Raw genomic sequence first — 13,263 nt, forward strand, 5'->3', positions numbered from 1 at the left:
GCATCAGGGTTCAGATAAACAGGGAACGACCCGCGCTTGAAGTAAAAACCGGAAAAAAAACGCTGGGCATTATAAGCATTTTTCCGCCGAGGGCGTCATTTGCGCTGCTGTCAAGACGGGTGGTTTGAACGCAACTGATATTACAGAGTCCGTAAGACACGGATAGTCATAGGGAATTGGTAGTGCTAGGACTCTTTAATAAAAAGGCCAATACGCTTCTGGGGATCGACATCAGCTCCACATCGGTCAAGCTTCTGGAGCTAAGCCGCCAAGGCGACCGTTATCGGGTCGAGGCCTATGCGGTGGAACCTTTACCCACTAACGCTGTGGTCGAGAAAAATATCGCCGAGCTCGAAGGCGTAGGGCAGGCACTCGCGCGCGTGCTGCTCAAGGCCAGGACCAACCTCAAGAACGTCGCCGTGGCCGTGGCCGGTTCGGCGGTGATTACCAAGACCATCGAGATGGACGCCGGTCTTTCCGACGATGAAATGGAAAACCAGCTGAAGATCGAGGCCGATCAATACATCCCTTATCCATTGGACGAAGTGGCCATCGACTTTGAGGTTCAGGGCGTTTCTGCGCGCAATCCCGAGCGAGTCAATGTGCTGCTGGCGGCCTGTCGCAAGGAAAACGTCGAAGTCCGGGAAGCGGCCCTGGCCCTGGCCGGTCTGACAGCCCGCGTGGTCGACGTCGAGGCTTATGCGCTGGAGCGTTCCTACGGATTGCTGGCGAGCCAGCTGGCTGCCTCTCAAGAGCGTCTGACGGTAGCGGTAGTCGATATCGGCGCCACCATGACCACTCTGAGCGTGCTGCATCAGGGGCGGATCATCTACACCCGGGAGCAATTGTTCGGTGGTCGTCAATTGACGGAGGAAATCCAGCGACGTTATGGCCTGACCATTGAGCAGGCGGGGCTGGCGAAGAAGCAGGGTGGTTTGCCGGACGATTACGTCAGTGAGGTGCTGCAGCCGTTTCGCGACGCGCTGGTGCAGCAGGTGTCGCGCTCGTTGCAGTTTTTCTTCGCCTCCGGTCAGTACAACTCGGTTGATCACATTCTGTTGGCCGGCGGTACCGCATCGGTCCCAGGGCTGGACCGGTTGATCGAGCAACGATTGGGAACGCCGACGCAAGTGGCCAATCCCTTCTCCGACATGACCCTGAGCAGCAAGGTCAACGCCGGTGCCCTGGCCAGCGATGCGCCGGCACTGATGATCGCCTGCGGGCTGGCCCTCAGGAGTTTCGACTGATGGCGCGGATCAATCTTTTACCCTGGCGTGAAGAACTGCGTGAAGCGCGCCGCAAACGCTTTTTGCTGACACTGGTCGGTGTGATGGTGGGGGCCGTGGGCGCGGTGTTGATCGCGAACCAGGCCATCAGTGGCGCTATCGATCGGCAAGTGGCTCGTAACGATTACATCGGCAAACAGATTGCCGTGGTCGACGAGCGGATTAAACAGATCAGCGATTTGAAGGCCCGTCGCCAGCAATTGGTCGAGCGCATGCGCATCATCCAGGACCTGCAAGGCAACCGGCCGATCAGCGGGCGTATTTTCGATCAACTGGCGCGGACGCTGCCTGACGGCGTGTATTTCACTGAGGTGAAAATGGCCGGCAAGTCCTTGTCCATCACGGGGGCGGCGGAGTCCAACAATCGTGTGTCAGACCTGATGCGCAATCTGGATGCGTCCGATTGGTTTGATGCGCCCAGCCTCACGGAAGTCAAAGCGACGACCGCCGGTCAGCTGGATCAGGCCAACGTCTTTCAGCTGACCGTTCGCCAGGCTCAGCCCGCCGCTACGGAGGGCGGCAAATGAGGCTGTCTGACTGGTTCGAAGGCCTGCGCAAGATCGACATCAATGACCTGGACACCAATAACATGGGTTCCTGGCCGCCAGCCATCAAGGCACTGGCGGGTATCCTGCTCATGATTCTGGTGTTTTCACTGGGCTACAGTTTTTCCATCAGCGACCTTCAGAGCCAGCTCGAACTCAAGCGCGAGGAAGAGTCGACCCTCAAGGAGCAATTCGCCGACAAAGCCCATATGGCGGCGAATCTGGAGCTGTATACGCAGCAGATGAAGGAAATGGAGAACTCCTTTGGCGTGCTGCTGCGGCAATTGCCCAGTGACACCGAAGTGCCCGGCCTGCTGGAGGACATCACGCGCACCGGCCTGGGCAGTGGCCTGGAGTTCGAAGAGATCAAACTGCTGCCGGAGAACACGCAGCAGTTCTACATCGAACTGCCGATCCAAATCACCGTCACCGGTGCCTATCATGACCTGGCCACCTTCGTCAGCGGAGTCGCCGGGCTGCCACGGATTGTCACCCTGCATGACTTCGACCTTGCGCCGGCCAGCCCGGAAGGTGGTCCGAAGTTGCGCATGAGCATCCTCGCCAAGACTTACCGCTACAACGACAAGGGGCTGCAAAAATGAGCCCGACTCGTTGTTTTTCGATGGTTGTGTTGGTCGCCAGCCTGGCCGGTTGCGGCAGCGACAATGACTTCAGCGACCTGGACGCGTACATGAACGAAATGCGTTTGCGTGCGCCCGGCAAGATTGAACCAACGCCGACATTTCGGTCTTACCCAACATTCACCTACAGCGCCGCCAACCTGCGAAGCCCGTTTTCCCGGCAGATCAGAGTCGATCTGGCCGGCCAGAAACACGGCTCGCGCAACGTCAAACCTGACCCGAACCGGGTCAAACAGTACCTCGAAGGTTTCAACATCGAGCAGTTTGAAATGGTCGGAACGATCGCCAATGCGACCGGCTCCTTTGCGCTGCTGCGCGGGGCGGGCGGGGTACATCGGTTGAAAGTCGGCGATTACCTGGGGCGTAACGATGGGCGGATCGTCGCCATCAGTAGCTCGCAGGTCGATGTGGTCGAAATCGTTCCCGACGGCGAAGGCGCCTGGCTGGAGCGGCCGCGGACCATCCCTTTGAAAGAGCACTCATAGTGGAACTCGAAAAATGAACAGGATTTTCTCAACCTTCGGTATTTCGCTATGGATAGCGTTGCTGTCGCCGATGGTGCTAGCGGCCAACCTCAAAGCGCTGGATGTTGCGGCGCTGCCGGGGGGCCGCGTCGAGTTGAAGTTGTCGTTCGATGAGCCGCCACCGTCGCCTCACGGTTACACCACGGAATCGCCTGCACGGATTGCGCTGGATCTGCCTGGCGTTGTCAGTCAGCTAAAAAGCAAAAGTCGTGAGCTGGGTGGCGGAAATGCCCGCAGCGCTACGGTGGTGCAAGCCAAGGATCGTACGCGGCTGATCATCAATCTGACCCAGTTGACGCCGTACAACGCACGGGTCGAAGGCAACACGCTGTTCGTGGTGGTCGGGCAAGGCGCCAACAAAACGGCCTCCAGCCCGGCGCCAAAAACCCCGCGCACAGCGACTGCAACGCCAGCCCCGGCGAAAGCCTATGCGCCCGTAGGCAAGGCCATCCGGGGTGTGGATTTCCAGCGCGGCACCCAGGGCGAAGGCAATGTGGTCATCGATCTGTCGGATCCTTCCATCGCCCCGGACATTCAGGAGCGCGACGGCAAGATCATCCTCGGTTTCCCCAAGACTCAATTGCCTGAACCGTTGCGTGTGCGTCTGGACGTCAAGGATTTCGCCACCCCGGTGCAGTTCGTCAACGCCAGCGCCACGGGTGATCGGGCCACGATCAGCATTGAACCCAGCGGCGCCTTCGATTATTCGACTTACCAGACCGACAACAAGCTGACTGTCAGCATCCGGCCGATGACCGTCGATGACCTGCAGAAACGCAACACCGAACGCTTCGCCTACACCGGTGAAAAGCTCTCGCTGAATTTCCAGGACATTGATGTGCGTTCGGTGCTGCAACTGATCGCCGATTTCACCAACCTCAATCTGGTGGCCAGCGACACGGTGCAGGGCGGCATCACGCTGCGTTTGCAGAACGTGCCGTGGGATCAGGCGCTGGATCTGGTGTTGAAAACCAAGGGCCTGGATAAGCGCAAGATCGGTAATGTTTTGTTGGTGGCGCCGGCCGATGAAATCTCCGCCCGCGAGCGTCAGGAGCTGGAGTCACAGAAGCAAATCGCCGACCTGGCCCCCCTGCGTCGCGAGCTGTTGCAGGTCAACTACGCCAAAGCTGCCGATATCGCCAAGCTGTTCCAGTCGGTGACCAGTGCCGAGGCAAAAGCCGACGAGCGGGGCTCGATCACGGTGGATGAGCGGACCAACAACATCATTGCCTACCAGACCCAGGATCGCCTCGACGAACTGCGCCGTATCGTCGCGCAACTGGATATTCCGGTGCGTCAGGTGATGATCGAGGCGCGCATCGTTGAAGCCAACGTCGACTATGACAAAAGCCTCGGCGTGCGCTGGGGTGGATCGATGCAGAACAAGGGCAACTGGAACACCTCAGGCGTCAGCAATAATGGGGCGAATGCTTCATCGACCATCGGTACGCCTGGCAGCACCAGCACCAACTCGCCGTTCGTCGACCTGGGCGCCGCCGGCAACACCTCGGGGCTCGGCATCGCTTTCATCACTGACAATGTGCTGCTGGATCTTGAGCTGACGGCCATGGAAAAAACCGGCAACGGCGAAATCGTCTCGCAGCCCAAGGTGGTCACCTCGGACAAGGAAACCGCGAAAATCCTCAAGGGCACAGAGATTCCCTATCAGGAAGCCAGCTCCAGCGGCGCTACCTCGGTGTCGTTCAAGGAGGCCTCGCTGTCTCTGGAAGTGACGCCGCAGATCACTCCGGACAACCGGATCATCATGGAGGTCAAGGTCACCAAGGACGAACCGGACTACCTGAACAAGGTGCAGGATGTGCCGCCGATCAAGAAAAACGAGGTCAATGCCAAGGTCCTGGTCAACGACGGCGAGACCATCGTGATTGGCGGGGTTTTCTCAAATACTCAGAGCAAGGTTGTAGATAAGGTGCCATTTCTCGGTGATGTGCCGTATCTTGGCCGCCTTTTCCGGCGTGACGTGGTTTCGGAGAAAAAATCCGAGCTGCTGGTATTTCTCACTCCGCGTATCATGAATAACCAGGCGATTGCTGTGAGTCATTGATTCTGTGCGAAATTTGATTCTTGTTGGACCGATGGGGGCTGGAAAAAGCACCATCGGCCGGTTGCTGGCCAAAGAGCTGCGCCTGCCGTTCAAAGATTCCGATAAGGAAATTGAATTGCGCACGGGCGCCAATATCCCGTGGATTTTCGATAAGGAAGGCGAGCCGGGCTTTCGTGACCGCGAGCAGGCGATGATCGCCGAACTGTGCGGGTGCGACGGCGTGGTGCTGGCGACCGGTGGCGGCGCGGTGATGCGCGAGGCCAATCGCCGGGCGCTGCACGCCGGCGGGCGGGTGGTTTATCTGCATGCGTCTGTCGAGCAGCAGGTGGGCCGCACGTCCCGCGATCGCAATCGACCCCTGTTGCGTACCGCCGATCCGGCCAAGACCCTTCGGGATCTGCTGGCGATCCGCGATCCGCTTTATCGGGAAATCGCCGATCTGGTGGTGGAAACCGATGAGCGGCCGCCGCGAATGGTGGTGCTCGATATTCTCGAACGCTTGCAGCAGCTACCTCCCCGTTAAAGCGCAGCGCGAAATGCGCTATCCTCGGCGTCCTGTCATGGCCGCTCAAGGTTGTGGCAGATGGCTACCGAGCGGCGTCATACCAGCAGACGCCGTGGACATTCGTTAACTCAAGGCAGGACGCCTGATTCCATCTTCACTGTGGGGACACATGCAGACACTCAAGGTCGATCTAGGCGAGCGCAGCTACCCGATTCATATTGGCGAAGGTTTGTTGGATCAGCCTGAGCTGCTGGCCCCGCACATCCGCGGACGGCAAGTGGCGATCATCTCCAACGAGACCGTTGCGCCGCTCTATCTCGAGCGTCTGACCCGCAGCCTCGCACAGTTCTCGGTAGTTTCCGTGGTGCTGCCGGACGGCGAAGCGTTCAAGACCTGGGAAACCCTGCAACTGATTTTCGATGGTCTGCTGACCGCGCGGCACGACCGCCGTACCACGGTCATCGCCCTCGGTGGCGGCGTGATTGGTGACATGGCCGGTTTTGCTGCCGCCTGTTACCAGCGTGGTGTCGATTTCATCCAGATTCCGACCACGCTGCTGTCGCAAGTCGACTCTTCGGTGGGCGGCAAGACCGGGATCAACCATCCGCTGGGCAAGAACATGGTTGGCGCTTTCTATCAGCCGAACGTGGTGCTGATTGATACCGCGACCCTCAATACCCTGCCGGCCCGCGAACTCTCCGCCGGGCTTGCTGAAGTCATCAAATACGGGCTGATCTGCGACGAGCCGTTTCTGACCTGGCTCGAAGAAAACGTTGATCGCCTGCGTGCTCTGGATCAAGTAGCTCTGACTTACGCCATCGAGCGCTCTTGCGCGGCCAAGGCTGCGGTGGTCGGTGCCGACGAACGGGAGACCGGTGTTCGCGCCACGCTTAACCTGGGTCATACCTTCGGCCACGCCATCGAAACCCACATGGGCTATGGTGTCTGGCTACATGGTGAGGCGGTCGCTGCTGGCACCGTAATGGCCTTGGAAATGTCCGCGCGCCTGGGCTGGATCAGCGAGCAAGAGCGCGATCGCGGCATTCGTCTGTTCCAGCGTGCCGGCCTCCCGGTTATCCCGCCTGAAGAGATGACTGAAGCCGATTTTCTCGAACACATGGCAATTGACAAGAAAGTGATCGACGGTCGTTTGCGCCTGGTGCTGCTGCGCCACATTGGCGAAGCGGTGGTGACCGACGATTATCCGAAAGAGGTTTTACAGGCCACGCTGGGAGCGGATTACCGCGCTCTGGCTCAGCTTAAAGGTTAATAAGATCCCGATGACTAGTTTGCACGCCGACGAGGCTTTCCTCGGCCATTACCAGTTGAGTCATGACCCTTTTTCTCCACGGGTGCCTGGCTTCAAATTCTTCCCGGCCCAGCGCAAACCGGTGCTGGGGCAACTGCATCACCTGGCACGCTACAGTCAGTTGTTGCTGGTCGTCACCGGCCCGCAAGGCAGTGGCAAGACGCTGTTGCGTCAGGCCCTGGTGGCCAGCACCAACAAACAGTCGGTGCAGAGCGTGGTTGTTTCCGCCCGTGGCGCCGGTGACGCGGCCGGCGTGCTGCGTCAGGTGGCTCAGGCGCTGAACGTCGCCCAGGCCGAGATCGGCGCGATTCTGGCTCAAGTGGTGCAACTTGCACTGACGGGGCAGGAAGTCTATCTGCTGGTGGATGACGCCGAGCAACTCGACGAGTCCGCGCTGGAAGCCTTGCTGGCCCTGGCCGCCGGTGCACCGGAAGGTCGCCCGCATGTGTTCCTGTTCGGCGAGTCGTCGTTGATTGCTCAACTGGATGCGCTGAGCCTCGAGGAAGAGCGTTTCCACGTCATCGAATTGCAGCCTTACACCGAAGAAGAAACCCGCGAATATCTGGACCAGCGACTCGAAGGCGCCGGCCGGGGTATCGAACTTTTCACCGCAGATCAGATCTCTGATATTCACGAAAGCTCCGACGGTTGGCCTGGCACCATCAACCAGGTTGCCCGCGATGCGATGATCGAAGCCATGATTGCCAGCCGCTCAGCGGTGAAGCGTCCAAGTATGGGGTTCAACATGCCGAAGAAACACGTATTGGCGATTTCCGCTGTTGTCGTGGTTGCGGTAGCCGCCGCCTGGTTGATGCCGGGTCGCAGCAAAGCACCGACCACTGGCGCACCTGCCAACGAACAGGCGCAACTGCCGCTCGGTCAGGGCACGCCACAACCTAACAGCGGCGGCGCGCCTGCCGTCGAATTCGCCGGTAACTCGCAACCGATGCCATTGCCGCTGGTCGGCAACTCGCAGCCGGTCATGCGCGGTCCGCTGGCCGAAGCCGCCGGTGGCATCACCGAAGGCGATGACGGTGTGCCGGTCGAAGGCTCGAGCGCTACGCCGCCGACCGTGACTACCACAGCGCCGCCTGCGGGCGTCCAGCCTGGCCCGGCACCGACACCTGCCGCCAAGCCTGTGCCTGCGCCGACTCAGGTCGCGACGGCCAAGCCAGTCCCGGTTGCGCCTGCCGTGAAGCCGGCTCCAGTGCCAGCCAAACCAGCCGTCGCCGCTGCCGCCAAGCCTGCCGAGAAACCAGCCACCGTGGCCAAGGCCGCTGGCGGCACCTGGTACTCAGCGCAAGCGCCGGGTAACTATGTGGTGCAGATCCTCGGCACCAGCTCCGAAGCGGCCGCGCAATCCTTCGTCAAGGAGCAGGGCGGCGAGTACCGTTATTTCAAGAAAGTCCTCAACGGCAAGCCGCTTTACGTCATCACTTACGGTAGCTTCGCCAACCGCGATGCAGCCGTTACCGCCATCAAGGCCTTGCCAGCGAAGGTTCAGGCTGGTAAACCTTGGCCTCGCACTGTCGCCAGCGTCCAACAGGAACTGGCAACAACTCGCTGAAGATTCGGCGGCCTTACCCAGGCCGCCTCTCCAAGCACCTCAAAATTTCTGCAAGTGCGCGCCGCCTCTACAGGCCGCGTGCCTTGTGGTGTCTGCGTCACAGTAGTCTTTGAGTCGTTGCGGTCAAAATTAAAAAAGTTTTGACTAGCACAGCATATCGCTTTAAACCTTTCACAAATGCGACATAGATTTGCGACAGTTCGTCGTCAAATTTGTGAGCCTCCGTGTCGGTGTGTACAATGACCTCCCTTTTGCCCCCGCAAAGCTGGCGTACGTTCGGCGCGGATGGTAAGTGGTTGAATTGAAAAGAAATTTGCCTCGACAAGAGGCAGCCTGGTGAGAAAGTGTCTATGAAAGCAGGTCTGTACCAACCAGATGAATTCAAGGATAACTGCGGTTTCGGCCTGATAGCCCATATGCAGGGCGAGCCCAGTCATACCCTTTTGCAAACGGCCATCGAGGCCCTGACCTGCATGACCCACCGCGGTGGGATCAACGCCGACGGCAAGACCGGTGACGGTTGCGGTCTGCTGATTCAAAAGCCGGATGTGTTCCTGCGAGCCATCGCCCAGGAAACCTTCGGCGTCGAACTGCCCAAGCAATATGCAGTGGGCATGGTCTTCTTCAACCAGGACCCGGTCAAAGCCGAAGCCGCTCGCGAGAACATGAACCGCGAGATCCTCGCTGCTGGCCTGACCCTCGTCGGCTGGCGCAAAGTGCCGATCGACACCAGCGTCCTCGGTCGCCTGGCCCTTGAGCGCCTGCCGCAGATCGAACAAGTGTTCATCGCCGGTGATGGCCTGAGCGATCAGGACATGGCCGTCAAGCTGTTCACCTCCCGTCGTCGCTCGTCCGTGGCCAACGCCGCCGACGCCGATCACTACGTCTGCAGCTTTTCGCACAAGACCATCATTTATAAAGGCCTGATGATGCCGGCGGATTTGACCGCCTTCTATCCAGACCTCAGCGACCAGCGCCTGCAGACCTCGATTTGCGTGTTCCACCAGCGCTTCTCGACCAACACCCTGCCGAAATGGCCGCTGGCTCAGCCGTTCCGCTTCCTCGCCCACAACGGCGAAATCAACACCATCACCGGTAACCGCAACTGGGCCGTGGCCCGTCGCACCAAGTTCACCAATGACCTGATGGACCTGGAAGAACTCGGCCCGCTGGTCAACCGTGTCGGTTCCGACTCCTCCAGCATGGACAACATGCTCGAGCTGATGGTCACCGGTGGCATCGACCTGTTCCGTGGCGTGCGGATGATCATTCCGCCTGCGTGGCAGAACGTCGAAACCATGGACCCGGACCTGCGTGCATTCTACGAATACAACTCCATGCACATGGAGCCGTGGGACGGCCCGGCCGGCGTGGTAATGACCGACGGTCGTTACGCGGTGTGCCTGCTCGACCGTAACGGTCTGCGTCCGGCGCGTTGGGTCACCACCAAAAACGGCTTTATTACCCTGGCCTCGGAAATCGGTGTCTGGAACTACCAGCCTGAAGACGTGATCGCCAAGGGCCGCGTTGGCCCGGGTCAGATCTTCGCCGTGGACACCGAAACCGGCCAGATCCTCGACACCGACGCCATCGACAACCGCTTGAAGTCGCGTCATCCGTACAAGCAATGGCTGCGCAAGAATGCCCTGCGCATCCAGGCGACCATGGAAGACAACGACCACGGTTCGGCGTTCTACGACGTCGACCAGCTCAAGCAGTACATGAAGATGTACCAGGTCACTTTCGAAGAACGTGATCAGGTGCTGCGTCCGCTCGGCGAGCAAGGCTACGAAGCCGTCGGCTCGATGGGCGACGATACGCCGATGGCCGTGCTGTCCCAGCGCGTGCGCACGCCGTACGACTATTTCCGCCAGCAGTTCGCGCAGGTCACCAACCCGCCGATCGACCCGCTGCGTGAAGCCATCGTCATGTCGCTGGAGATCTGCCTCGGTGCCGAGCGCAACATCTTCCAGGAGTCGCCGGAACACGCCTCGCGTGTGATCCTCAGCTCGCCGGTCATTTCTCCGGCCAAGTGGCGCTCGCTGATGAACCTCGATCGTCCGGGCTTCGAGCGCGCGATCATCGACCTCAACTACGACGAAAGCGTCGGCCTCGAAGCGGCGATCCGCAACGTTGCCGATCAGGCTGAAGAAGCCGTGCGCTCCGGTCGCACCCAGGTCGTGCTGAGTGACCGTCACATTGCCCCGGGCAAATTGCCGATCCACGCTTCCCTGGCCACCGGCGCGGTGCACCACCGCTTGACCGAAAAAGGCCTGCGTTGCGACTCCAACATCCTCGTGGAAACCGCGACGGCTCGCGATCCGCATCACTTCGCCGTGTTGATCGGTTTTGGTGCCTCGGCGGTCTATCCGTTCCTGGCCTACGAAGTGCTGGGCGACCTGATCCGTACCGGTGAAGTGCTGGGCGACCTCTATGAGGTGTTCAAGAACTACCGCAAAGGCATCACCAAAGGTCTGCTGAAGATCCTGTCGAAGATGGGCATCTCGACCATCACGTCGTACCGCGGTGCGCAGCTGTTTGAAGCCATCGGCCTGTCCGAAGAAGTCTGCGAGCTGAGCTTCCGTGGCGTTCCGAGCCGCATCAAAGGTGCGCGTTTCGTCGACATCGAAGCCGAGCAGAAAGCCCTGGCTGCCGAAGCCTGGAGCCCGCGCAAGCCAATCCAGCAGGGCGGTTTGCTGAAGTTCGTCCACGGTGGCGAATATCACGCGTACAACCCGGACGTGGTAAACACCCTGCAAGCCGCTGTGCAGCAGGGCGACTACAGCAAGTTCAAGGAATACACGGCGCTGGTGGACAACCGTCCGGTGTCGATGATTCGCGATTTGTTCAAGGTCAAAACCCTGGACACGCCGCTGGACATCAGCGAGATCGAACCGCTGGAATCGGTGCTCAAGCGCTTTGACTCCGCGGGCATCTCCCTCGGCGCCTTGTCGCCGGAAGCTCACGAAGCCCTCGCCGAAGCGATGAACCGCCTCGGTGCGCGTTCCAACTCCGGCGAAGGCGGCGAAGACCCGGCGCGTTACGGCACCATCAAGAGCTCGAAAATCAAGCAGGTCGCGACTGGCCGTTTCGGTGTGACCCCGGAGTACCTGGTCAACGCTGAAGTGCTGCAGATCAAAGTCGCTCAGGGCGCCAAGCCCGGCGAAGGTGGTCAGCTGCCAGGCGGCAAGGTCAACGGTCTGATCGCCAAGCTGCGTTACGCAGTGCCGGGCGTGACCCTGATCTCGCCTCCACCGCACCACGACATTTATTCGATCGAAGATTTGTCGCAGCTGATTTTCGACCTGAAACAGGTCAACCCGAAGGCCCTGGTCTCGGTGAAGCTGGTTGCAGAAGCGGGCGTCGGCACTATCGCTGCCGGTGTGGCCAAGGCCTACGCGGACTTGATCACCATTTCCGGCTACGACGGCGGCACCGGTGCGTCGCCGCTGACCTCGATCAAATACGCGGGCGCTCCGTGGGAACTCGGCCTGGCCGAAACTCACCAGACCCTGCGCGGCAACGACCTGCGCGGCAAAGTGCGGGTACAAACCGACGGCGGCTTGAAAACCGGCCTCGACGTGATCAAGGCAGCGATCCTCGGCGCTGAAAGCTTCGGCTTCGGCACCGCGCCAATGATCGCGCTGGGCTGCAAATACCTGCGTATCTGCCACCTGAACAACTGCGCCACCGGCGTCGCGACTCAGAACGAGAAGCTGCGCAAGGATCACTACATCGGGACCGTCGACATGGTGGTGAATTTCTTCACCTACGTCGCCGAGGAAACCCGTGAGTGGCTGGCCAAACTGGGCGTGCGCTCCCTCGAAGAGCTGATCGGTCGTACCGATCTGCTGGACATCCTCGAAGGCCAGACCGCCAAGCAGCAACACCTGGACCTGACCCCGTTGCTGGGCAGCGATCACATCCCGACAGACAAGCCTCAGTTCTGCCAGGTCGACCGCAACCCACCGTTCGACAAAGGCCTGCTGGCCGAGAAAATGGTCGACATGGCCACCTCGGCCATCAACGACATGAGCGGCGCCGATTTCGCCCTGGATATCTGCAACTGCGACCGTTCGATCGGCGCGCGGATCTCCGGTGAAATCGCTCGCAAGCATGGCAACCAAGGCATGGCGAATGCACCGATCACCTTCCGCTTCAAAGGGACGGCTGGTCAGAGCTTCGGTGTGTGGAACGCCGGCGGCCTGAACATGTACCTGGAAGGCGACGCCAACGACTACGTCGGCAAAGGCATGACCGGCGGCAAACTGGTCATCGTTCCGCCGAAGGGTAGCGTCTACAAGACTCAGGACAGTGCCATCATCGGCAACACCTGCCTGTACGGCGCCACTGGCGGCAAGCTGTTCGCCGCCGGTACCGCGGGCGAGCGTTTCGCCGTGCGTAACTCCGGTGCTCACACCGTGGTGGAAGGCACGGGCGATCACTGCTGCGAGTACATGACCGGCGGTTTCGTCTGCGTATTGGGCAAGACCGGTTACAACTTCGGCTCAGGCATGACCGGCGGTTTCGCCTACGTGCTCGACCAGGACAACTCCTTCGTTGACCGGGTCAACCACGAACTGGTGGAAATTCAGCGGATCAGCGGTGAGGCGATGGAAGCCTATCGCAGCCACCTGCAACGCGTGCTGAACGAATACGTCGAGGAAACCGACAGCGAGTGGGGTCGTAACCTCGCTGAAAACCTCGATGATTATCTGCGTCGTTTCTGGCTGGTCAAGCCCAAGGCTGCCAACCTGAAATCGTTGCTTTCCAGCACCCGTGCCAACCCGCAGTGATATGCGCCTGAAGAGTTTGATGAGG

The 13,263-nt window shown here is 60.1% G+C and carries 9 protein-coding genes; all 9 read left to right on the plus strand.

Annotation, left to right across the window (positions count from 1 at the left end; all coding sequences use genetic code 11):
• The first annotated feature begins 182 nt into the window (after positions 1-182).
• The 9 genes from KW848_RS11615 (at position 183) to gltB (ending at position 13,238) form a co-directional block, all read left to right on the plus strand.
• On the plus strand, positions 183-1,247 hold the full coding sequence (locus KW848_RS11615) for a pilus assembly protein PilM (RefSeq protein ID WP_111449370.1): 1,065 nt from the start codon (positions 183-185) through the stop codon (positions 1,245-1,247).
• Complete coding sequence (locus KW848_RS11620) at positions 1,247-1,813, plus strand: PilN domain-containing protein (protein WP_008149563.1); 567 nt, start codon at positions 1,247-1,249, stop codon at positions 1,811-1,813. Before KW848_RS11615 ends, KW848_RS11620 begins: the two co-directional genes overlap by 1 nt.
• On the plus strand, positions 1,810-2,433 hold the full coding sequence (gene pilO, locus KW848_RS11625; protein ID WP_218536891.1) for a type 4a pilus biogenesis protein PilO: 624 nt from the start codon (positions 1,810-1,812) through the stop codon (positions 2,431-2,433). Before KW848_RS11620 ends, pilO begins: the two co-directional genes overlap by 4 nt.
• A complete protein-coding gene (locus KW848_RS11630) occupies positions 2,430-2,957 on the plus strand; it encodes a pilus assembly protein PilP (protein ID WP_111449367.1) in 528 nt (175 codons plus the stop codon). Before pilO ends, KW848_RS11630 begins: the two co-directional genes overlap by 4 nt.
• A gap of 13 nt (positions 2,958-2,970) precedes the next feature.
• On the plus strand, positions 2,971-5,061 hold the full coding sequence (gene pilQ / locus KW848_RS11635) for a type IV pilus secretin PilQ (RefSeq protein ID WP_111449366.1): 2,091 nt from the start codon (positions 2,971-2,973) through the stop codon (positions 5,059-5,061).
• Positions 5,062-5,065: 4 nt separating this feature from the next.
• Complete coding sequence (gene aroK / locus KW848_RS11640; RefSeq protein ID WP_010464421.1) at positions 5,066-5,584, plus strand: shikimate kinase AroK; 519 nt, start codon at positions 5,066-5,068, stop codon at positions 5,582-5,584.
• Between the two features lie 151 nt (positions 5,585-5,735).
• On the plus strand, positions 5,736-6,836 hold the full coding sequence (gene aroB, locus KW848_RS11645; protein WP_218536892.1) for a 3-dehydroquinate synthase: 1,101 nt from the start codon (positions 5,736-5,738) through the stop codon (positions 6,834-6,836).
• Positions 6,837-6,846: 10 nt separating this feature from the next.
• On the plus strand, positions 6,847-8,442 hold the full coding sequence (locus KW848_RS11650; RefSeq protein ID WP_218536893.1) for an SPOR domain-containing protein: 1,596 nt from the start codon (positions 6,847-6,849) through the stop codon (positions 8,440-8,442).
• Between the two features lie 350 nt (positions 8,443-8,792).
• On the plus strand, positions 8,793-13,238 hold the full coding sequence (gltB, locus tag KW848_RS11655) for a glutamate synthase large subunit (RefSeq protein ID WP_218536894.1): 4,446 nt from the start codon (positions 8,793-8,795) through the stop codon (positions 13,236-13,238).
• The last annotated feature ends 25 nt before the right edge of the window (positions 13,239-13,263 follow it).

The sequence above is a fragment of the Pseudomonas sp. PDM25 genome, from assembly GCF_019219045.1.
Taxonomy (GTDB): domain Bacteria; phylum Pseudomonadota; class Gammaproteobacteria; order Pseudomonadales; family Pseudomonadaceae; genus Aquipseudomonas.

Excerpts from the sequence above, each read along its gene's own strand:
- pilO (WP_218536891.1), top strand. The coding sequence starts at position 1,810 with ATGAGGCTGTCTGACTGGTTCGAAGGCCTGCGCAAGATCGACATCAAT.
- KW848_RS11630 (WP_111449367.1), top strand. The coding sequence starts at position 2,430 with ATGAGCCCGACTCGTTGTTTTTCGATGGTTGTGTTGGTCGCCAGCCTG.
- KW848_RS11650 (WP_218536893.1), top strand. The coding sequence starts at position 6,847 with ATGACTAGTTTGCACGCCGACGAGGCTTTCCTCGGCCATTACCAGTTG.
- aroB (WP_218536892.1), top strand. The coding sequence starts at position 5,736 with ATGCAGACACTCAAGGTCGATCTAGGCGAGCGCAGCTACCCGATTCAT.
- gltB (WP_218536894.1), top strand. The coding sequence starts at position 8,793 with ATGAAAGCAGGTCTGTACCAACCAGATGAATTCAAGGATAACTGCGGT.
- KW848_RS11620 (WP_008149563.1), top strand. The coding sequence starts at position 1,247 with ATGGCGCGGATCAATCTTTTACCCTGGCGTGAAGAACTGCGTGAAGCG.
- pilQ (WP_111449366.1), top strand. The coding sequence starts at position 2,971 with ATGAACAGGATTTTCTCAACCTTCGGTATTTCGCTATGGATAGCGTTG.